This is a genomic window from Paenibacillus artemisiicola (genome assembly GCF_017652985.1).
In the GTDB taxonomy this organism is placed as follows: Bacteria; Bacillota; Bacilli; order Paenibacillales; family Paenibacillaceae; genus Paenibacillus_Z; species Paenibacillus_Z artemisiicola.
Window position 1 is genome coordinate 21,228 of record NZ_JAGGDJ010000049.1, and the last position, 21,060, is coordinate 42,287.

17 protein-coding genes and 1 riboswitch are annotated in these 21,060 nt (G+C 64.7%); of the genes, 3 read left to right on the forward strand and 14 right to left on the reverse strand.

What is annotated here, in order from left to right:
• The first annotated feature begins 223 nt into the window (after positions 1 to 223).
• The gene (locus I8J29_RS28670; RefSeq protein WP_208850765.1) at positions 224 to 913 is read left to right on the forward strand and encodes a glycosyltransferase; all 690 of its coding nucleotides are present in this window, start codon (positions 224 to 226) and stop codon (positions 911 to 913) included.
• Positions 914 to 1,177: 264 nt separating this feature from the next.
• Here the strand turns inward: I8J29_RS28670 and I8J29_RS28675 are convergent, their stop codons facing one another.
• The 9 genes from I8J29_RS28675 to I8J29_RS28715 form a co-directional block, all read right to left on the reverse strand.
• Complete coding sequence (locus I8J29_RS28675; protein ID WP_090648526.1) at positions 1,178 to 1,885, reverse strand: response regulator; 708 nt, start codon at positions 1,883 to 1,885, stop codon at positions 1,178 to 1,180.
• A 1-nt stretch (position 1,886) separates the two neighbouring features.
• Entirely contained in the window at positions 1,887 to 3,437 is a 1,551-nt protein-coding gene (locus I8J29_RS28680) for an ATP-binding protein (RefSeq protein WP_338113310.1), read from the reverse strand.
• Positions 3,415 to 5,754 (reverse strand): universal stress protein, encoded by a 2,340-nt coding sequence (locus I8J29_RS28685; protein WP_208850766.1) that lies wholly within the window; start codon positions 5,752 to 5,754, stop codon positions 3,415 to 3,417. Before I8J29_RS28685 ends, I8J29_RS28680 begins: the two co-directional genes overlap by 23 nt.
• Before the next feature lie 78 nt (positions 5,755 to 5,832).
• Positions 5,833 to 6,399, reverse strand: coding sequence for a potassium-transporting ATPase subunit KdpC (kdpC, locus tag I8J29_RS28690; protein WP_208850767.1), 567 nt, complete (start codon positions 6,397 to 6,399; stop codon positions 5,833 to 5,835).
• A gap of 24 nt (positions 6,400 to 6,423) precedes the next feature.
• The gene (kdpB, locus tag I8J29_RS28695) at positions 6,424 to 8,463 is read right to left on the reverse strand and encodes a potassium-transporting ATPase subunit KdpB (RefSeq protein ID WP_208850768.1); all 2,040 of its coding nucleotides are present in this window, start codon (positions 8,461 to 8,463) and stop codon (positions 6,424 to 6,426) included.
• Positions 8,464 to 8,522: 59 nt separating this feature from the next.
• Positions 8,523 to 10,196, reverse strand: coding sequence for a potassium-transporting ATPase subunit KdpA (gene kdpA / locus I8J29_RS28700; protein WP_208850777.1), 1,674 nt, complete (start codon positions 10,194 to 10,196; stop codon positions 8,523 to 8,525).
• A gap of 48 nt (positions 10,197 to 10,244) precedes the next feature.
• The gene (locus I8J29_RS34690) at positions 10,245 to 10,322 is read right to left on the reverse strand and encodes a potassium-transporting ATPase subunit F (RefSeq protein WP_090648601.1); all 78 of its coding nucleotides are present in this window, start codon (positions 10,320 to 10,322) and stop codon (positions 10,245 to 10,247) included.
• 239 nt (positions 10,323 to 10,561) lie between these two features.
• Positions 10,562 to 11,011 (reverse strand): hypothetical protein, encoded by a 450-nt coding sequence (locus I8J29_RS28710; protein ID WP_338113311.1) that lies wholly within the window; start codon positions 11,009 to 11,011, stop codon positions 10,562 to 10,564.
• A gap of 128 nt (positions 11,012 to 11,139) precedes the next feature.
• Positions 11,140 to 11,586, reverse strand: coding sequence for a hypothetical protein (locus I8J29_RS28715; protein ID WP_208850769.1), 447 nt, complete (start codon positions 11,584 to 11,586; stop codon positions 11,140 to 11,142).
• Between the two features lie 112 nt (positions 11,587 to 11,698).
• Positions 11,699 to 11,865: riboswitch (cyclic di-AMP (ydaO/yuaA leader) on the reverse strand.
• A 412-nt stretch (positions 11,866 to 12,277) separates the two neighbouring features.
• On the opposite strand from I8J29_RS28715, the gene I8J29_RS28720 reads away from it, so the two are divergent.
• On the forward strand, positions 12,278 to 13,390 hold the full coding sequence (locus I8J29_RS28720; protein WP_240546557.1) for an NADH:flavin oxidoreductase: 1,113 nt from the start codon (positions 12,278 to 12,280) through the stop codon (positions 13,388 to 13,390).
• 245 nt (positions 13,391 to 13,635) lie between these two features.
• Here the strand turns inward: I8J29_RS28720 and I8J29_RS28725 are convergent, their stop codons facing one another.
• Positions 13,636 to 14,466, reverse strand: a complete 831-nt coding sequence (locus I8J29_RS28725; RefSeq protein WP_208850770.1) for a methyl-accepting chemotaxis protein — start codon at positions 14,464 to 14,466, stop codon at positions 13,636 to 13,638.
• Between the two features lie 280 nt (positions 14,467 to 14,746).
• Entirely contained in the window at positions 14,747 to 15,610 is an 864-nt protein-coding gene (locus I8J29_RS28730) for a phytanoyl-CoA dioxygenase family protein (protein ID WP_208850771.1), read from the reverse strand.
• A 122-nt stretch (positions 15,611 to 15,732) separates the two neighbouring features.
• Here I8J29_RS28730 and I8J29_RS28735 point away from each other — a divergent pair, with 122 nt between their 5' ends.
• The gene (locus tag I8J29_RS28735) at positions 15,733 to 16,482 is read left to right on the forward strand and encodes an AraC family transcriptional regulator (RefSeq protein ID WP_208850772.1); all 750 of its coding nucleotides are present in this window, start codon (positions 15,733 to 15,735) and stop codon (positions 16,480 to 16,482) included.
• Positions 16,483 to 16,677: 195 nt separating this feature from the next.
• Here the strand turns inward: I8J29_RS28735 and I8J29_RS28740 are convergent, their stop codons facing one another.
• From I8J29_RS28740 to I8J29_RS28750, 3 genes are all read right to left on the reverse strand, one after another.
• Positions 16,678 to 18,351: an ABC transporter substrate-binding protein gene (locus I8J29_RS28740; RefSeq protein WP_208850773.1), complete on the reverse strand. Its 1,674-nt coding sequence runs from the start codon at positions 18,349 to 18,351 to the stop codon at positions 16,678 to 16,680.
• Positions 18,352 to 18,540: 189 nt separating this feature from the next.
• Complete coding sequence (locus I8J29_RS28745; protein WP_208850774.1) at positions 18,541 to 20,310, reverse strand: sensor histidine kinase; 1,770 nt, start codon at positions 20,308 to 20,310, stop codon at positions 18,541 to 18,543.
• Positions 20,285 to 21,060: helix-turn-helix transcriptional regulator (locus I8J29_RS28750; protein WP_208850775.1), on the reverse strand; the 776-nt coding region annotated here is incomplete at its 5' end. The genes I8J29_RS28750 and I8J29_RS28745, both read right to left, overlap by 26 nt.

Consider the following 21,060-nt stretch of genomic DNA (forward strand, 5'->3'; position numbering starts at 1 on the left):
CCGATCGGGACGGGAATCGTCCATGCCTTTTCTTCTTCCAGCCCGTGACGATTCGGCGAACGGGTCGGAGTACGACCCAATCTATGAAGGCGAGGCGCCGCCGCCCGCGCGAAGAAAGTAGTGCATGCGCCGTGCCTTGCGCCGATGTCCGCTCATATCCTACAAAGAACGCCTAAGGAAGCGAAACGATGCTTTCATATACGCCAAACGGAGATGACGACCCATGATTACCGTAGTCACCTGCACGATCCGCCGGAAGTGCATCGATAACGTGTTCGCGAACTACAGACGGCAGCGATGGAAGAACAAGCGAATGATCATCGTCCTGAACAACGACAAGCTGAACATCAAGCGTTACCGGAAACGGGCGAGGCGCTATAAGAAGAACGAAATCCGGGTGTACCGGCTTTCCCAGAAATACAAGCTCGGGAAATGCCTGAACTACGCCGTCAAGCGCGCGAGCAAAGGGCTCGTCGCCAAGTTCGACGACGACGACTATTACGGCCCGAAGTTCCTCCGGGAAGCCGCCCGCGCGATCAAAGGGGGCAAAGCGGGCATCGTCGGCAAGCATACGTCCTACGTCTACTTCAAAGCGAAACGGGCGCTGATGCTGTACCGTCCCGGCGGCGAATGGAGCTATACGCGCAGCCTGAAGGGCGGGACGCTCGTCTTCCGCCGGTCGGTTTGGAAGCGGGTGAAGTTTCCCGAGTTCAAGAAGTCCGGCACCGATGCCGGCTGGCTCGGGCGCTGCCATCGCCGCAACATTCGGATCTACTCCCTGTCCAAGAAGCATTACGTCTGCGTCCGCGGCAAGAGCAGCAAGGGCCATACGCAGAAGAAAAGCATGCGCCGCTACATGTCGCAGTGCAAGATGGTGAAGCGCACGAAACGGTTTCGCCGGTACGTGAATTAGCCGCCGCGCGGCTCCGCGGGACGGAAACGCAACGAAGGCAGCCTTGGTTTAGGCTGCCTTCGTTGCGATGCGTTTGTGCTGCGTTTGCGCTCACGCTGCATGCGCGATGCGCGCGAGCCGGGTTCGTCGTGCCCGCCGGGATCGTCGGCCGCGCCGAGCTCCGGCTGCGCGCGGCTCCCGGGAGCGGGAGCCGCGCGTCCGTTTGCCGTCGACGTCCGCTTGCCGCCGGCGCCCGTCCGCCTGCGGCGCGGCGCCTCCCGCCGTTCATTCCTCCGAATCCCGCAGCAGGAACCGGTACCCGATGCCCGGCTCCGTCTCGATGAACGTCGGCCGCGTCGGGTCCTCCTCCAGCTTCTTGCGCAGATGGCCGATGTACACGCGCAAGTAGTGGCTGTCGGATTCGTGGTGATGGCCGCCCCACACCTGCTGCAGCAGATGGCGCTGGGTGACGACCTTGCCCGCGTTGGACGCCAGCACCTTCAGCAGCTCGTACTCGGTCGGCGTCAGCTTCACCCGGCTCCCGTCCAGCTCCACGAGCCGCTGCGCGAGATCGACGACGAGCCGGCCGAAGCGAAGCACCGGCTCCTGCTGGGCGTTGCCCGCGTGGCGCAGCGCCACGCGGATGCGGGCCACCAGCTCGCCCATGCCGAACGGCTTCGTGACGTAATCGTCCGCGCCGCTGTCGAGCGCTTCGATCTTGTCGGCCTCGCGGTCCTTCGCCGTCAGCACGATGACGGGCGCCCGCGACCATTCGCGGATGCGGCGCAGCACCGTCATGCCCGGCACGTCCGGCAGCCCCAGGTCGAGCACGATCAGATCCGGGCGGCCGATGCTCGCCTGGTAGATGCCGTCCTCGCCCGTCGCCGCCTCCAGCACCTCGAAATGATGCGCCTTCAGCGTCACCTTCAGCAGCTTGATGATCTGCGGCTCGTCGTCCACGACGAGAATCCGCGCGCCGCCGGTCGTTGTCATGTCAAGCTTCCTCCTCCTTGCGCGTCCGGTCCTCGGTCGGCGGCTCGCCCGCCGGCAGCGCGATCGTGACGACCGTCCCCTTCTCCGCCCGGGGCGACGCCGTGATCGTGCCGCCGTGGGCTTCCACGATGCCCTTGCAGATGGCGAGCCCGAGCCCCGTGCCGGTCGTCCCGCCGCCGTTCTGCCCGCGGTAAAACTTCTCGAAAATCCGTTCGCGGTCGGCCTCCGCGATGCCGATCCCCTGGTCCGCCACCGAGATGCGCACCCACGGTCCCGTCTGGCGCGCCGCGATCACGATCTCGCTGCCGTCCGGCGAATACTTGATCGCGTTGCTGACGACGTTGACCAGCACCTGCTCCAGCAGCACCTCGTCGGCGGGAAAATAAACCGCCGGCTCCGGCAGCTTCGCGATCAGGCGCCGGTTCTGCTTGAAGCCCTTCACCTGCGCCAGCGCGACGCCGACGATGTCCGCGGCGTCGCACCAGTCGCGGCGCAGCGCCAGCATGCCGCTCTCGAGCTTCACCATGCCGAGCAGGTTGGTCACGAGGCGGTTCATCCGCAGCGCCCCGTCGCGGACGGTGCCGAGCAGCTCCAGCCGGTCCGCGGACGAGAACACGTCGTCGCTCTCCATCAGCGCCGTCGCCGAGCCGATGATGGTGGCGAGCGGCGTGCGCAGCTCGTGCGACACGGAGTCGAGCAGCGCCGTCCGGATCCGCTCCGACTCCGCCGTCAGATGCGCGAGCTTCGCTTCCTCGCTCAGCTTCACGCGGGCGATCGCGGTCGCGGCCAAGCCGCCGTACGCCTCGAGCAGCCGGCGGCTGTCGGCATGCGGCGCCTCCTCGGCGCGCACGGCGAGGACGCCGTACGTCCGCTCCTCCGTCCGGAGCGGGACGAACAATCCCGGGAAGGCGCCCAGCGTCCCCGTCCCTTTGCCCGCCGGTTCGCCGTGCTTGAACGCCCAATCGGCGATGGCCATGGGCGGCTCGCCTTCGCCGAAGCCGTGCTCGCCGGGCGACCACGCCGCCCGCTCCAGCTCGCCCGCGGCCCCCGGCAGGTAGATCGCGATCGGCGCCTCCAGCGTCGCGGACACCTGGGACGCGATATTTTCCAGCAGCGCCCGGAGATCGCCGATCGCCGTCATCTGGCGGCTCAGCGAATAGAGCGCCGCCGTCAGCGCTTCCCGGTCCTTGGCGTGCTTCGCCTGCTGCTTCAGCCGGCTCGCGAGCGTCGCGGTCAGCGCCGCCACCGCGATATAGACGGCGAAGGAGAGCAAGTACCGCAGGTCCTGGACCGTAAAACTAAGAAACGGCGGAACGAAAAAATAATCGAACGCGAGCATGCCCGCCGCCGCGGCGAAGACGGCGGGAGCGAGGCCCCAATAGACGGCGCTGAACAGCACCGGAAATAAATAGATAAGGGCAATGTTGACGGCATCGAACGCCGAACCGACGACGTGGAGCGCGGCGGTCAGCGCGGCGATGCCGAGCATGGTCCAAGCATAAGGCCGGTAAGCCGGCCTTGCCGGGCGGTCAGCGGCTGCGACGCTCCTCACCTTCTTTCCCCCCGTAATCCGCGACGACCAAGATATCCCGGTACCGGGACAAGGCGATCAGCTTCTTCACGACCGAGCCGTACCGGAAGGCGCTCCACCACGGCAGCTTCGACTGCCCGATGATCAGCTGCGTCGCCTCCGCTTCGTCCGCCTTCGCCGACAGCACGCCCGCGATCGCCTTGCGCGACTCCGCGCGGTGCACGACGAACGTGCCCCCGAGCTTGACGGTCAGCAGCTCCAGCGTCTCCAGCTGGCGCCGCTCCCGCTCGCCGAGCGAGGAGCCGACCTGCACGTAGTTGACGCACCACGGCGCCTTGAGCCGGTAAGCGGTCCGGAAGCCGCGGCGGACGAGCCGCTTGGCGTAGGGCGTGTTGTTGACGCAGACGAAGATCGCCTCGCGCCGGCGCCACGGGCCGCGCAGCGAGCTCTTCCGCTCCAGCGATTCGAGCCGCTCGTCGACGTCGTCGGCGATCTCGCGCAGGGCCAGCTCGCGCAGCGCGATGAGGTTGCCCGTCTTGAAGAAGTTCGAGAGCGCCTGGTCGACCTTGGCCATCGCGTAAATTTTGCCCTCGCGCATCCGGTTGCGGAGCGCTTCGGGCGCCACGTCTATCAATTGTACTTCATTCGCCAGCTGCAGAATACTGTCCGGCACCGTTTCGCGGACGCGGATGCCCGTGATCTGTTCCACCGCGTCGTTCAGGCTCTCCAGATGCTGCACGTTCACGGTCGTGATGACCGAGATGCCGGCGTCCAGTATTTCCAAGACGTCCTCGTACCGCTTTTTGTTGCGGCTGCCCGGCACGTTCGTGTGCGCCAGCTCGTCGACGAGCACGACCTCCGGGCTCGCGGCGATGATCGCCTTGGTATCCATCTCCTCCAGCTCGACGCCCTGGTACAGGATCCGCTCTCGCGCGACCGACGGCAGCGTTCCGACCTGCTCGATCGTGTCCCGGCGGCCGTGCGTCTCCAAGAGGCCGATTCGCGCGTCGATGCCCTTGCGCAGCAGGTCGTTGCCTTCGCGCAGCATCGTATACGTCTTGCCGACGCCGGGCGCCGCCCCGATATAGACCTTGAACCGGCCGCGCTTGATCTCGCCGATCCGCTCCGTCACCTCTTGCTCGCTCAGCCGCCGGTACGGCTGCGGCGGCGCGGCCGGAGCGATGTTCGCGGGCAGCACCCGCTCGCCCTCCCGCTCCGACCGGTCGGCCACGAGGAAGACGTCGAGGCCGGTGGCGCGCTTCAGGATTTGGTTGACGACCGAGCCCTGCAGCAGCTCCTGCCAGCGGGTATGCTTCGTGTGCCCCATGACGATGCGGGTCACGCCGTGCGCGGCGGCGTAATCGACGATCGTCTTCGGGATTTGCCGGCGCGAGCGGAACGGCAGCTCCTCGAACTCGCCGTCGACCTTCTCCGCCAGCTTGATGATGCTCCGCCGGAAGACGGCCGCCTCCTTGGACAGCGCGCGCTTCATGTTGCGGAACGTCACGACCAGCAGGTCCCCGTTCAGCCGCTTCGCGATCTGCTGCCCGCGGCGGACGTAGATCGACCCGTTCCAATGATACTGGGCCGATACCAGGATCCGCTCTCCCGTGCCGGCCGGACCGTCCAGGCCCAGCTCCTCCCGGTGCTCCCGCAGCGAATCGCCGACGTCCTCGGCGACGAGCCGCAGCGCCAGCTCGCGCAGCACGCCCAAATTGCCCCGTTTGAACAGCGGCAGATCCGTGCTCCCGTTCAAGTGGCCCTCCGCCAGCCGGTTCAGGATCGTCTCCGGCGTGACGTCGATGAGCCGGACCTCGTCCGCCAGCTCCAGCGTGTCCGCGGGCACCGTATGCTTCACCTCGATGCCCGTCAGTTTCTGAGCCAGCTCCGTATACCCTTCGAGCTCGTAGACGTTGACCGTCGTGATGACGCTGATGCCGTGGCCGAGCAGGAACTTGATGTCCTCGAGCCGCGTGCGGAACCGCGCGCCCTCCCGGTTGCGGTGCGCCAGGCCGTCCACGAGGACGACCTCGGGATTGCGCTCCAGCAGCGCGTCGAGGTTCAAATCCTTGCATTCCATCTGCTCGCGGTACCAGTGTATGCTCGGCACCCGTTCCAGCTCCCCGAGCTGCTCCACCGTCTCCTTCCGCTGCAGCGTCGACACGGCGCAGATGACGACGTCGACGCCCTGCTGCAGCAGCGTCTGGCCTTCCCGCAGCATATGGTACGTTTTGCCCGAGCCGCTGACGGGACCGATGTAAATTTTCAGCGTGCCCCGGTGCAGCTTGGAGATCGACTGCAATATTTCCTCCGGCGTCTTGCGCCTGAAGCCTCCCACGGCTGTCTCCTCCCTCCGTAACCGGTCGTCCTTAACGCAGACAAAGCCGCCCCCCGTTGCCGGGAGCGGCCGCGTCCGTTACAGCTTGATGCGTTGCAGCAGCGCTTCGTTAAGCGCGTTGACGTTCACGCGGGGCTCGCCGAAAATCCCCAGCTGCCGGCTCTTCGTCGTATCGTCGATCAGCTTGTTCAGCTCGTCGGCGCTCAGGCCGGTCGCCTTGCTGATGCGCGATACCTGCGCCTTCGCCGCCTCCGGCGACAGATCCGGGTCGAAGCCGGAGCCGGAGGAGGTGACCAGGTCGGCCGGCACGTCCGTCATGCCGGGGTTCTCGGCCTTCACGGCGTCGACGTTCTTGCCGATCTCCGCCACGTAATCCTCCGTCGCCACGGCGCGGTTGGAGCCGACCGTCGCGGTCGGATCGAACTTCGCGACCGACACCCGCGGGTGGAACAACTTCGGCGATTCGAAGCCCTGCGCGATGATCTCCGAACCGGTGACGGTTCCGTCCGCCGCCTCCATCAGACTGCCGTCCGCCTGTTTCGGAAACAGCACCTGGGCGAACCCGGTCGTCACGAGCGGATAAATCAAACCGCAAACCAGCATCATCACTATCGACACGCGCAAAGCGGTAACAATCGTTCTCATGTGAAGACTCCTCTTCTACCAAGTTTAGGCCAAATGCAAGCCGTGCAGGATCAAGTCGATGATCTTGATTCCGATGAACGGCACGATCACGCCGCCGATGCCGTACAGCAGCACGTTGCGCGTCAGCAGCCGGTCGGCGCTCATGGCGCGGTACTTGACGCCCTTCATCGCGATCGGAATGAGCAGCGGAATGATGATCGCGTTGAAGATCAGCGCGGACAGGATCGCGGATTTCGGCGACGCCAGATCCATGATGTTGAGCGATTGCAGCTGCGGCATCGCGATGATGAACATCGCCGGAATAATGGCGAAGTACTTGGCGATGTCGTTGGAGATCGAGAACGTCGTCAGCGCGCCGCGGGTAATGAGCAGCTGCTTGCCGATGGACACGACGGACAGCAGCTTCGTCGGGTCGGAATCGAGATCGATCATGTTGGCCGCTTCCTTCGCGGCCATCGTGCCGGAGTTCATCGCCAGGCCGACGTCGGCCTGCGCCAGCGCCGGGGCGTCGTTCGTGCCGTCGCCCGTCATCGCGACGAGCTTGCCTTCCTGCTGCTCCCGCTTGATGACGGCGATCTTGTCCTCCGGCTTCGCTTCCGCGATGAAGTCGTCGACGCCGGCTTCCAGCGCGATCGTCGCGGCCGTCAGCGGATTATCGCCCGTGGCCATGATCGTCTTGATGCCCATGGCGCGCAGCTCCGCGAACCGTTCCTTCAGGCCCGGCTTGACGGTGTCCTTCAAGTAGATGACGCCGTAAATCCGGTCGCCGATCGCGACCGCGAGCGGCGTGCCGCCCGCCTTGGCGATGCGGTTCGAAATCTCTTCCAGGTCGCCGGGAAGCGTGCCGCCCTGCGCCGCGACGTACCGCTTGATCGCGTCCACGGCGCCCTTGCGGATCTTCGTGCCGTCCGGCAGGTCGAGGCCCGACATCCGGGTCTCGGCGGTGAATTCGATCGGCTCGGCGCGGCCGTATTCGCTCTCGGCGAACGACTCGCCGAGCTTCGTCGCCAGCTCGACGATGGACCGGCCTTCCGGCGTTTCGTCCTTGACGGACGCCTTCAGCGAGGCCAGCGTCATCTCCTTGGCGGTCGTGCCTTTCACGGGCAGGAATTCGGACGCCATCCGGTTGCCGTACGTGATCGTGCCGGTTTTGTCCAGGATGAGCGTGTCGATGTCGCCGGCCGCTTCGACGGCCTTGCCGGACATCGCGAGCACGTTGAACTGCGTGACGCGGTCCATGCCGGCGATGCCGATCGCGGACAGCAGCCCGCCGATCGTCGTCGGGATCAAGCAGACGAGCAGCGCGATCAGCGTCGCGATGTCGAGCTGGACGTTCAGGTAATTCGCCATCGGCACCATCGTGAGGATGACGATCAGGAAGATCATCGTCAGGACGGCGAGCAGCGTCGTCAGCGCGATTTCGTTCGGCGTCTTCTGGCGCTTCGCGCCTTCGACGAGCGAGATCATCCGGTCGAGGAACGATTCGCCCGGGTCCGTCATGACCTTCACGATAATGAAGTCGGACGCGACCCGCGTGCCGCCGGTGACGGACGAGAAGTCGCCGCCGGCTTCCTTGATGACCGGCGCGGATTCGCCCGTGATCGCCGATTCGTCGACGGACGCGAGCCCTTCGATGATCTCGCCGTCCGTCGGAATGATCTCCCCGGCGTCGACGCGGACGATGTCGCCCTTGCGCAGCTGCGTCGAGGAGACCTGCTTCAGCGAGCCGTCCTTCTGAAGCAGCTTCGCCGTCGTGTCGGACTTGGTCTTGCGCAGCGTATCCGCCTGCGCCTTGCCGCGGCCCTCCGCCAGCGCTTCGGCGAAGTTGGCGAACAGCACGGTGAACAACAGGATGAAGAACACCGCGAGATTATAGCCCCGGCCCGCGCCGGACGATCCGAACAGATCCGGCTGGATGGACAGCAGCAGCGTGATGAGCGTGCCGACTTCCACGATGAACATGACCGGGTTCTTGATCATGACGGCGGGGTTCAGCTTCTTGAACGCGTCCCCGACCGCGGGAAGGACGAGGTCCTTCGATAACGTTTTTTTGCTTGCAGCCATATAGATCCTCCCTTAAATGCATAACGGAAAGCGAGTGCGATACGGTAACGCCCGGGGCGTTACTTCGGCATGGCCAGATGCTCGGCGATCGGTCCGAGGGCGACCGACGGGAAGAACGTGAGCGCGCCGATGACGAGAATGATCACGACGAGAATGCCCGAGAACAGCGCCGTGTTGGTGCGCAGCGTGCCGGTCGTGACCGGAATGACGCGCTTGACGGCCAGCGAGCCGGCGATCGCGAGCATCGCGATGATCGAGACGTACCGGCCGAGCAGCATGACCACGCCGATGCCGATATTGTAGAAGTCCGTATTGGAGGTCAGGCCGCCAAATGCGGAGCCGTTGTTGGCCGCGCCCGAAGCGAACGCGTAGAGCACTTCCGTCAAGCCGTGCATGCCGCCGTTCGCGATCGACGACTGCGCGTTCGGGCTGAGGAACGCGATCGCCGTCGGCACGAGAATGACGAGCGGATGGATCAGCAGCGCGATGCACGCCAGCTTCACTTCTTTGCCTTCGATCTTCTTGCCGAGGAACTCCGGCGTCCGGCCGACCATCAGGCCGCATATGAAGACCGACAGAATCAAGTACAATAACCCGTTGAGCAGCCCGACGCCCTTGCCGCCGAACACGTTGTTCAGCATCATTTCCGCCAGCGCCGTGAAGCCGCCGAGCGGGGTCAAGGATTCGTGCATGTTGTTGACGCTGCCCGTCGTGGCCGCCGTCGTGACGGTCGTGAAGAGCGCCGATTCGGAGATGCCGAAGCGGACTTCCTTGCCTTCCATGTTGCCATGAACGCCCATGGCGTCCAGCGCGCCGACGCCTTTATATTCCGAAACGAATACCGTAACCAGCATGACGAGAAAAATAAAGCTCATCGCGCCGAACACGGCCCAGCCCTGCTTCTTGTTGCGGATCATCAGGCCGAACGCGTAGACGAGCGCCGTCGGCAGCAGCATCATGCACAGAATATGGACGAGATTCGCGAGCGCCGTCGGGTTCTCGAACGGATGCGCCGCGTTCGTGCCCATCCAGCCGCCGCCGTTGGTCCCCAAGTGCTTGATCGATTCCAGCGAGGCGATAAGCCCGCGCACGATCGTCTGATCGCCGCCTTCGAGCGTGGTGGCGTGCACGGCGCCCATCAGCGTCTGAGGCACGCCCTGGAACACCAGGAACAGCGCGACGATGAAGCTGATCGGCAGGAATACCCGCGTGATCGTACGGGTCATGTCGACGTAGAAGTTGCCGAGGTTGTCCTGGCGGCCGATCAAGCCGCGGATGAACGCGACCGCGATGGCGAAGCCGGTGGCCGCCGACGTGAACATCGGGAACGTGATCGCGATCAGCTGCGATAAGTAGGACAATCCGTTCTCGCCGCTGTAGGACTGCCAGTTCGTGTTCGTGATGAACGACGCGGCCGTATTGAACGCCTGCCCCGCGGGCATGTTGCCGATGCCGTCGGGATTGAGCGGCAGGTAGCTCTGCAGCCGCAGAATCAGATAGATCAGCAGCAGCATGACGAAGTTGGAGAGGAGCACGGCGCCCACGTACGCGCGCCAGCCCATCGACTCGCCTTCCCGCACGCCCATGATCCGGTAGAGCAGCCGCTCGACAGGCCCGAACGCGCGATCGAGTCCGGTTTTTTCCTGCGAGAAGACTTTGACAAGATAAGCGCCGACCGGCTTCACCAAGAGCATGATAATGACCAGCGTGACGGCGACTTGAACGAATCCCATAGCCATAGCGATATTTCCTCCTCAATTAATGAAACGGCGATCCAAGGTTTAAAACTTCTCCGGCTTCACCAAGACGAAACCGAGATATACGATCAGGGCAATGGCGATAATCCCCATTACGACCATGGTTGACCCTCCTTCGCGTAGTGTGGGCCGCGTTCCGCGTCCGGCCGTTCCGCCGGTCCGCTCAAGCGCCCGGGCGCCGCCGGCTCAGGCGCGTCCGCAAAATGCCCGGAAGCCCCAAAAGAGTCCGAAGACGACCGCAGCCAGGAGCACCATCGTAAAATCGTTAACCATCCGTACACCCTCCTCCGCTACCTTTCCCTTGCCTACTGATACTTTCTTCCAAAGTAAACCTTTTTATGCTACTCCAGCAGAGAGCCGAGGCCGCCCGTCTGGACATGCACGATATGGTCGGCGCCGAGCCCCTTGTAGATCAGCCGCCCGTGCGTGCGCCCCGTGACGACGTACACCGGCTGGTCGGTCCACTTGCGGATCATGCGCAAATACCTGCAGCACAGCGACAAGCTGCTTTCGAACAGAAACGCCTTCCCGACGGGGCGGTCCGGCCGCTCCCACGTGTCCGGATCGATCGTGTTCACCAGCAAAATCGACTGGACGCCGAGCTTGGCGAGCTGCTGCCGTTCGGCGACGCTGTTCGTGACGGCCGTAAACGGCAGTCCCTTGACGAGCAGCTGCTTCATGAACTGCTCGCCGGCCTTGGTCATGGCCGACACGACGATCGCTTGCGCCGTCTGCTGCGCGGACGTTTGCGGCGCGGCCGTTCGCTGCGCGGTTGCTTCCCTTTCGTTCACGTCTTCATCCCTGCTCCCTTCTTTCGCACATCGTCATCTTAACGCCGTTTCCCATAAATTCGGGGTAAAGAGTGCGGGGCCGCGCGTAAAAAAAGCATAAAAATGACGGCTGCCGCCACTACCGCCTCCTAAAAAATGACATACGCCTGCGCATGCTCGAAGCAGTACGCGTGATCGTGCAGGCTGACGAACAGCGGCTCGTCCGGCGCGGCGGTACGGCCCGCGGCCAGCTCGCGCAGCGCGTTCTCCGCCGCGAGCGACCGGACGTCGCCCCAGACGTCGTGCTTCAGGCTTGCCTCCAGCAAGCCTTCGCCGACGGTATGGTGCTTGAACCCTTGGAACGCGCACGCCCAGCGGATGAAATCCCCCTTGAGCGCGCACTCGCGAAAGACGCCGATCCCGAGCTCGCCCGTCGCCGAGCCGAGCATGAGGATCCCGCAGCAATCCTTGACCGTGGAATCCGGCAGCAGCAGCCGCGCCGACTCCCGGTCGAACCGGAAGCATTCGATCCGTTCGATCGTTACCTTGTCCATTCGTTCCCGCCTGTGCGTGGCTTCCGTTTGCACCGCTTGCATGTTCGTCACTCCTATAAATTGGTATAAAAAAGAAGCCGGGAGAAGAGATGTCTCTGCTCCCGGCTTCATGGGCAGCGCAAAGAAAAGCAACGCTTTGCGCGCGTTCGGCCTGGTCGTCTCTCTTGTCCGCTTGCGAGGTTAGCTGCCGGATTCGGGCCAGAGAATGCCCTACGCGAGCAAGCTGAGCCTGCCCGCGATTCACCCCGTGAAGCCGGTCCTGGCGACAGGCCGCTTCGATGGTTCCCCCGCTCCCTTGATGGGATTCAGCGTTCGGTAAGTTGTGTGGTGATGCTTCTAATCGTAGTCCCGGCCGGGAAAATTGTAAAAAGCCGCCGCGCGCGCCATGACGCGGGCTGCGGCGAATTCGCGCGATGAAAACGCGCTCATTCCGTTCGTTTGCGGACGAACCCGCCAATTGCTCCGGAAAGCTTCTTTTTTCCGGCTTGGCGGCGGACGGCGGCGGATGGACGCGAACGCCGGAAAGACGGCGGGAACGCTGCCGGACGCGCCGCCGGACGCGCCGTGCGTTCCGGATTCGCAATGCCGACTATGCGAATTGAAATGGAAGGCTTTATGGAGTAAAGTGGAACCATGGATTTCGCTTCCGGTACCGCGAGAACGGAATCCCGCTGCCCGCATTCAATCGCCCCTTATCCCTTTATATCCGATGATGCATAAGGAGGAATTCACGATGACCACCGATACGGCGAAAGCGCTGTTCGAACCTTTCCGCTCCCCGAAGCTGTCGCTCGACAACCGGATCGTCATGGCCCCGATGACCCGCGGCTTCTCGCCCGGCGGCGTCCCGGGCGACGACGTGGCCGCCTACTACCGGCGGCGCGCGGAGAACGGCGTCGGCCTGATCGTCACGGAAGGCACGCTGATCAACCATCCCGCGGCGGGCGCCAGCACGAAGTGGCCGCACTTCTACGGCGAGGAGGCCTTGAACGGCTGGGCCGGCGTCGTCCGGGCGGTCCACGAAGCCGGCGGCAAAATCGCGCCGCAGCTCTGGCATGTCGGCATGGCGCGCAAGGCGGGCACGGGCACGCATCCGGACGCGCCGTCCGTCGGCCCGTCCGGGCTGAACCTCGCCGGCGAACGGGCCGGCGAGCCGCTGACCGAACGCGAAATCGCCGATCTGATCGCGGCGTACGCGCAGGCGGCCGGCGACGCGAAGCGGCTCGGCTTCGACGGCATCGAGCTGCACGGCGCCCACGGCTACCTGATCGACCAATTCTTCTGGGCCGTCACGAACGTCCGCACGGACGCATACGGCGGCGACATGCTGAAGCGGACCCGCTTCGCCGCCGAGGTCATCGCCGCGTGCCGGCGCGCCGTCGGCCCGGATTTCCCGATCATGCTGCGGTACTCGCAGTGGAAGGACGGCGCGTACGACGCGAAGCTCGCGGCGACGCCGGATGAGCTGGCCCGCTTCCTGGAGCCGCTCGTCGACGCCGGCGCGGACCTGTTCCACTGCTCGACCCGCCGGTTCTGGGAGCCCGCGTTCGACGACGGCGCCGACCTGAACCTCGCCGGCTGGACGAAGAAGCTGACGGGCAAGCCGACCGTCACCGTCGGCTCCGTCGGGCTCGACCTGGAGTTCACCCGCTTCTTCAAGGAGCGCAAGGGCGCCGGCACGGCCGGCATCGAAGGGCTGCTCGAGCGGCTGGCGCGCGGCGAATTCGATCTCGTCGCCGTGGGGCGCGCGCTCTTGAACGACCCCGAATGGGCCGTCAAGATCCGCGAAGGGCGCGACGACGAGCTGCGCGCGTTCGAGCTGGAAGCGACGCAGCGGCTGTATTAACGCGGATCGGGCGCGCAGGATGCGCCAACGGAAAAAGGCTGTTCCCGCCCCGCCGGGAACAGCCTTTTATGCGCTTCGGACCGCGTTCGGCCTCGCAAGCGATCATGCGGATCGCGCGCGGCGGCGCGGCATTGGCGCGTACGCCTTCGCGCGTTCGCTATCCGTACGGCGCGAGCCCGACGAGACCGGGGCGAATACGTGCGCTTGGAGCTGAGCCGACAGACGAATTGCCCCTCCGGCCGCGCTTACTGCCGCGTGAACTTCTCCAGCATCTCGCCCGCCGTGGACGCGACGTGCCCGAACGCCGCGTCGAGCTCCTTCACGCTCTCCGCGTGATGACCCATGTCGCGCTTGATCCGGTCGATGTCCGCGCTGATCGCCTTCAGCCGCTCCTGCATCGCGCCGAGCTGCTCGCGGATGTCCTGGGAGGCGTCGCGGCTCTGGGCCGCCATCCGCCGGATCTCGCCGGCCACCACCGAGAAGCCTCTGCCGAATTCGCCGGCGTGCGCCGCTTCGATCGACGCGTTCAGCCCGAGCAGGTTGGACGTGTCCGCCAGCTCCTGCACGACGCCGATGATGGACTGGATGCCGTCGATGTCGCGGTTCAGCGCCTCCGACTTGTCCGCCAGCGCGCCCATCTCGCCGCTGATGGCCCCGAAAGCCGCCGCGATGCCGTTCGACGTTGCCGTCATCTCCTGCACGGACGCCGCCAGGCTTTCCGAAGAACCGCGGATCGTGTCCAGCCTGCGGTTCAGCACGGCGGACGTCAGCACGCCGACGACCTCGCCCGCGAGCCGCAGCGGCACCGCGGTACCGACGTAGGACACGCCGAACCGCTCCGGCCCGCGCTCCTCGCGGAACGCGCGGCCTTGCTCGAAGGCTTTCTCCGATATCGTGCCCGCCAGCGCCGAACGGGGCGTGCCGATCGGGACCTCCACGTCGATGCCCGAGGACCGGTAGGCCCGCACCTGCGTCTCGTCGATCAGAATCAGCGTCGCTTCTTCCGGAAACACGCTCAGCATCGTGTCCATCATCCCGGCGATCGCTTGCAAATAGGCTTCTTTGTCATGGGTCATGCTCGTTGTCCAGCTCCCTTGTATGTCCGCGCTCGGCGGAATGGTCATCCCCTCCTTATATCGGCAAAAGAACGGCCGATAATATGGGCGCGCCGCATAATCGCGGTGCCGAACGCAAAAAAAGGCCCGCCATCCTAGGCGAACCCCATGGTCACGACAGGTTATCCCGTTCGGCGGCACGGCACGATCCGGCGTACCAACCGAAACGCCGCGCCGGACCGCCTTGCTTAAGACCGAAGCGCCTCGCCGGGGCGCCTTGCTTAGGAAGGAAGCGCCCCGCTTAGGCGCCGTCCGCGTTATGCGCCGCCGCGAAGCCGCCGATCTGGTTCCACGCCGAGCCGTAGGGATGCGCCCCGCCGCCCCGGTAAGGCAGCGTCAGCACGCCGGCCTCGCAGCGGACGACGCCCTTGAAGCCGCCGCTGACGATCAGCCCCGTGTCGTCGAACAGCGTGTCGGCCAGCTGGTAGGCGTCCGCCGCGCGGTACGAGAACACGAGCCCCCGCCGCGGGCGGCCGGACGCGTTCGCCGCCGAGCCGTGCAGCGTCAGCGTGTGGTGGATGCTGATGCCGCCGGTCTTCGGCGTCACGTAGACGAGATCGTCCGGATTGTCCGGCGACTCCCAATACCGGCTTTCCTGGCAGCCCCAGGCGAAGCGCCCGTCCTTCATATGGTCGAGACAGCCGAACTTGTGGCTGCCCCGGACCATTTGCATGCAGCCGTTCTCCGGCGTGGCGTCGTCCAGCATGACCATCACCGACAGCATATTGGTGTTCGTGTGCGGATAATACGCGAAGTCCTGGTGCCAGGCGAACGCCCCGACGCCCTTCGTCGGCGGCTTCGTCGCCAGCTTGGAATGCTGCAGCTGGATATCCTCGCCCATTAGGCACCGCAGCTTCGCCACGATCGCCGGATGCTTCGCCAGCTTCAGGAACGCCGGATGCAGCGACGTGATGCCGAGCGCGTGCACCGTGACCGTCTCGTAGTCCTTCTGCGACCGCAGCCCCGTGATTTGCGGCGCCTCGCAAGCCTGCCTCAGCTCTTCGACCTCCTCGTCCGTCAAAATGCCGTCGAAGACGAGGAAGCCGTCCTCCCCGTATCGCTTGATTTCCTGCTCGCTCAGCCCGGTTTCGAGCCCGTTTGCCATGCCTCATCACTCCCGTGCAAGAATGGTTGCCGCTTCACTCTCATCATAGGGTCGACAGGCCCGCGCCGCTATAATAGACTGGGGATAAAATAGCAGGATTCGGCGAAAGGCGGGCGGGCGGCATGAACGGCAAGCTGGATTTCTTCTTCTACAAGTCTTATGAAGCGGGGACTTACGTGGATTATCATAAGCATAGCTGCTACGAGCTCGTATATTACGTTTCGGGGAGCGGAGCGATGAACCTGAACGGCCGGACGCTCGCTTACGCGCCCGGCACGATGACGCTGACCCGCCCGGACTACATGCACGACGAGCGGCACGACGAAGCGACGGACGTCCTCTTCTTCGGCTTCCGGTACGACGACGTTCCCGTCCGGCTGCGGAACGGGCTGATTCCCGACACGGCGGAGCGGACGATTCACGCGCTCCTGCTGACGATGAAGGAAGAGCTGCTCGGGCAGAAAGCCCACTACGCGGCGCGCGCCGACCTGCTGCTGAACGAAATCGTCCTGCTGCTCGGCCGGCAGGCGGAGCCCGCGGCGGAGGACGGCCGGCGGCCGGAGCGGCTCTTCTACGCGCGGCGCTACCTGGACGAGAACTTCACGCAGCCGGTGCAGCTGCGCGCGCTGGCGGAGCTGTCCGGCTACGGCGAGGATCACTTCCGCCATTTGTTCAAGGCGCAGACCGGCTGCTCGCCGGGCCGGTACGTCCTGCGCAAGCGGCTGGAGGCCGCCCGCGAGCTGCTGCGGCATACGACGATGACGGTCAGCGCGATCGGGCTGGAATGCGGCTTCTCGACGACGTCGCAGTTCATCGGGCTGTTCCGGCGCGAGCTCGGGATGACGCCGCTGCAATTCCGGAAGGAGAATTAACGCCGGGCTTTCGTCTGCCGGGCGCTCTTCCGGCCCGATGCCCCCCATCCGGCTCACTTCCGGCTCTTTTTTGGTTCTCTTCGGGCTCTTTTTTATCGGCTCAGCTCCGTAACGCCAAGTAAAAAGGAGCGCCCGCAGGCGCTCCTCTCCCCGAATCGGGCCGTCTTCCGCGAATCGCGACAGACGCGCGACCGCTTACTTCCACAGCTCCATCCGTTTGTTGTAGTTGTCGGTGTAGATCTTCTCGAGCTTCGAGACGCCCGCGGTTTCGAGCTCCTTCATCATCTTGTCGTACGTGGCGACGGCTTCCGTCTCCGACGCGGCCATGACCATGCGCGGGAAGTACTTCGACGTCGTCTCGTTGACCTTCTGCTGGATGATCGCCTCCGGCGTGCCGCCGCTCGGGCCGAGATTGTCGAACGGCGCCGTGTCGAACGACGTGTCCGCCAGGTTCTTGATCGCGAGCGCGGATACCGGATCGGTCTGATAGCGGCCGATCAAGTCGTACGGCGTGCCGTCGGAGCCCGGGCCGTTCTTGATCGTCCACGTCCATTTGCGGATGCCGGTCTGCTTGGAATAGCCGTCCCAGTCCTTCGCGAACCCTTCCAGCGTCTCCGGCCGCGGCACGTGCTTGCCGTCCTTCATGTCCCAATCCTTGCCTTCGATGCCCCACATCATCAGGTACTGCCCTTCCTCGCTCGCGAGGAAGTCGAGGAATTGGATCGCGCGCACCGGATCCTTGTTGCTCTTCGAGATGCCGATGCCGTCCCAGCCGAGGGAACTCTTCGGCCCGTACGTCGCCTTCGACGGCTCGACGCCCGGCGCCAGCACCTTGTACGGATAGAACTGCGCTTCGTCCTTCTTCGCCTGGTCCTTGGCGCCGTCCTTCAGAATCGTGTTCGGCTTGCCGAGGTTCCAGAAGGCGTCGGCCGTGGCGAAATAGCTGCCGCTCGCCAGCTTCTGCTCGTACTGCTGCGTCTTGTTGGTCGCCCATTCCGGATCGATCAAGCCTTGCGTATACAGCGAATTCATGAATTTGATCATTTCGAGGTAGCGCGGATCCTTCACGTCCGTCTTCAGCTCGCCGCCGTCCTGGTAGTACGGCATGATGCCGAACATGCCCTTGAACGAGCCCGTGATCGCGCCCATGTTCTCCCCGTTGAAGGTGATCGGCACCGTCGGCTTGCCGTTCGTCGTCGGGTACTTCTCCTTGTACTTCTTCAGCAGATCGACGAATTCGTCGGACGAGAACGGCTCGCCGTTGTTCGTCTTGTCGCCGACGCCGAGCTCCTTCATGACGTCCATCCGCATCAGGAAGCCGAACACCGGATACTGCTCGAGGCCGTACCAGTTGGCGAGGTAGTAGTTCTTGCCGTCCGCGCTGCGCGTCTTCTTCAGCATGTCGCCGTACATCTCCTTGATGTGCGGGCCGTACTGGTCGATCAGGTCGTTCAGCGGGACGAGCGCGCCCGCCGCGATGTATTTCTCGAGGATGTCGCCGCGGCCGATGTCCATGATGTCCGGCAAATCGTTGCTCGCGAGCATCAGGTTCAGCTTCTCGGACGGATTGCCCGTCGGCTGCTGGATCTCGAGCATGACGTTCGTCTTCGCCGTGATCTCCTTCGCGACCGGGTTGTCGAACGAGTCGCCGACGTTCGCGTCGAAGAAGGTGAACGTCACCGGCTTATTGCCCGCCGGGGCGTTCCCGCCGTCCGCCCCGTTCGTGCCGGCCGCGTTGCCGGCCGCCGGCGCGTTCCCGCCGTCCGCGCCTTCGTTCGCGGCCGGCTTGTCGTTGCCGCCGCAGCCGGCGAGCATGGATGCCATCAGCACCATGGCGACCGTGAACCGAAACTGTCCTTTTTTCCACATGCCTCTCTTGTCCCCCTATGCCGAATTGGCGAATGTTGCGATGGCAGCGATTTCATATTTCCGCCCGGACCGGCCGGTTCCGTTGCGGACCGAACCGCTGACGCCTAGATTTATTGTAGACACCCGCTTCGCCGCGTTTCCATACCACTTTGCATTCAAACGTGCCGGAAAACGACTTACATCCCCGCTTCACCGCGTCATCGGCATGCGAATGTGGACCGACGTCCCGATGCCGAGCCGGCTGTAGACGCGCACGCCGTAGCGCTCCCCGAAGGCGAGCTGGATCCGCTTGTGCACGTTGTAGATGCCGTAGCCCGCCGACTGGTCCGGCTTGTCGCGCATCCGCTCCATGACGTCCCGCGGGATGCCCATGCCGTCGTCGATGACCGCCAGCACCAGATCGCCCCCGTCCGCCGCCAGCCTGATGACGATGCCGATGCCCTTCTCCTCGTCCCACATGGCGTGGTTGATGCAGTTCTCGAGGAACGGCTGCAGGATCAGCTTCGGCGTCGTGTAGTGCAGCAGCGACTCGTCGAGGACGAACCGGACGTCGAACAGCCCCTCGAACCGCACCTTCTGGATCGCGAGGTAATGCTCGGTCAGGCGCAGCTCCTGCTCGATCGGGATGCTCTTCTTCCCCTTGCTGAGCGAGATGCGGTAGAAGCGCGCCAGGTCGTCCGCCATCCGGTGGCTCTGCCTCGTGTCGCCCGCGACGGCGAGCGCGGAGATCGACGCGAGGGTGTTGTACAGGAAATGCGGCGAGATTTGGGCCTGCAGGCTGTCCATCTCCGCCTCCTTCTGGGCGATCTCCTTCTTGTAGACGTCGTTGATCAGCTCCTGGATCGTGACCGCCATCTTCTTCAGCGCGAACGAGAGCTGCCCGACCTCGTCCGTGCCCATCCGCCGCAGATCGACGTCGAAATGCCCGCGTTCCACCTTGCGGATCTGCTGCAGCAGCGACTCGAAGCGCTTCGTCATGAGCTGGCTCGTGCCGTAGATCAGCACGACGGCGACGGCGATGCAGGCGAGCGAGATCAGGAGCATTTTCCGCGAGGCATCGGACGCCTGGTCGATCAGCTCGTCATAGGGGAGGACGACGACCGTCCGCCAGCCGTTCGAGAGCCGCTTCTCCACGAGGATGGACGGCTCGCCGCCGATGTTCGCGTAGACCGGCTGCCCCGCGTTCAGCGCGTCCGCATGAGCGCCGCCCGGCAGAAGCTCCGCGACGTTCCGGTACGCCGGCCGCCGGACGCTCGACGTGATGACGTCGCCGTTCTCGTCCGCCACGTAGATCGTCTTGTTCTTGTTCTCCTTCTCGATCAGGGAGTAGAGCTCCCAGTCGGAAATCTCCATCGTCAGGATGCCGTACGGATAGTTCAGGCTCAGGTAGTTCAGCGAGCGCGCCAGCAAAATGACTTTCCCGTTGGCGGAATCGTTCTGGTAGAAGCTCGTCAACCGGCCCTCCGCCTGGAACGAGCGGTCGCGGAGCGTCTGCGGCAGATCCTCCATGTGCTTGATGAAGAAGCCGTCCGAGTTCAGCGATTCGTTGTCCGAATAGATCGTGATCGCCTTCAGGTTCGGGTTCATCGCCATGATCTTGTACAGCGACTTGTTGATGTAGTCGAACGCGTCGAGCACGTACACGTCGTTCTTCTTGTACGGGTTGACCAAATAATTGCGCAGCTCCGTGTCCAGGTAGATCAGCGTGGAGATTTGCGCGTAGAGGTCGAGCTTGTTCTCGATGTTGTTGTCGAGCTGCGCCATCGTGCCGCCGACGTTGTCGACGGCCTGGCGGACGAGCTGGTCCTTGATCGCGTGGTACGCGTACGCGACGAGGAAGGACACCGGGACGATCGTGACGAGCAGGAACACGAGGAACAGCTTGCTCCGATACCGCCGGTTGACCAGCTTCGCGTAGAACGGGCGCAGCGGCCTATAAAAACTTTTTGCGATACTCATTGGGCGTGACTCCCTGCGTTTTGTAGAAGAACGAACAGAAGTAGGAGGTGTTGTCGTACCCGACGCGCCGGGCGACGTCGTGGATCTTGAGCGATTTGTCCTTCAGCAGCTCGAGCGACTTGTTCAGCCGGATCCGCGTCAAATATTCGTGCACGGTGCAGCCCTTCTTCTCCTTGAACAGCACGCGCAGGTAGTTCGGGGACAGGAACACCCGGCCCGCCAGGTCGTCGATCGTGAGCGACGCGCCGTACTCGTCCTCGATGATCCCGGCCACCTGCTGCACGAGCTGCAAATGCCGGTCCGGCTGCCGGCCCGCGAGCGCCCCGCCGATGGCGCCGGCGAGCGCCAGCAGCAGCTCCCGCAGCTCTCCGAGCGTCTCCGCGCGCTCCGCCGCCCGCGCCCAGTCGGCGGGGTCGCCGGCCTCGGCGGCGACGGGTTCCCCGTACTTCGCCCGTTCGGCGGCGATCGCGCCGAGCAGCGCCCGCGCGCCCGCCAGCACGCGCGCCTTGGTGGCGCGGAGGCGGACCATCAGCTCGAAGAACCGGCCGATCGCCTCGGCGGTGCCCGCCCGGTCCGCCAGATCGAGCTTGCCGGGCAGGTCGTCGCCGTCCCCTTCGCCGAGGCCGAGCTCGAGCCGCGCGGGCAGGCTCGCGAACCGCGTCACGCGGCCGGGCCCGTCGAAGAAGCGCTCCTCGGCCGCTTTCCGGGCTTGCGCCAGCAGCGCGCCGCCCTCGCGCAGCGTCGCCGGGG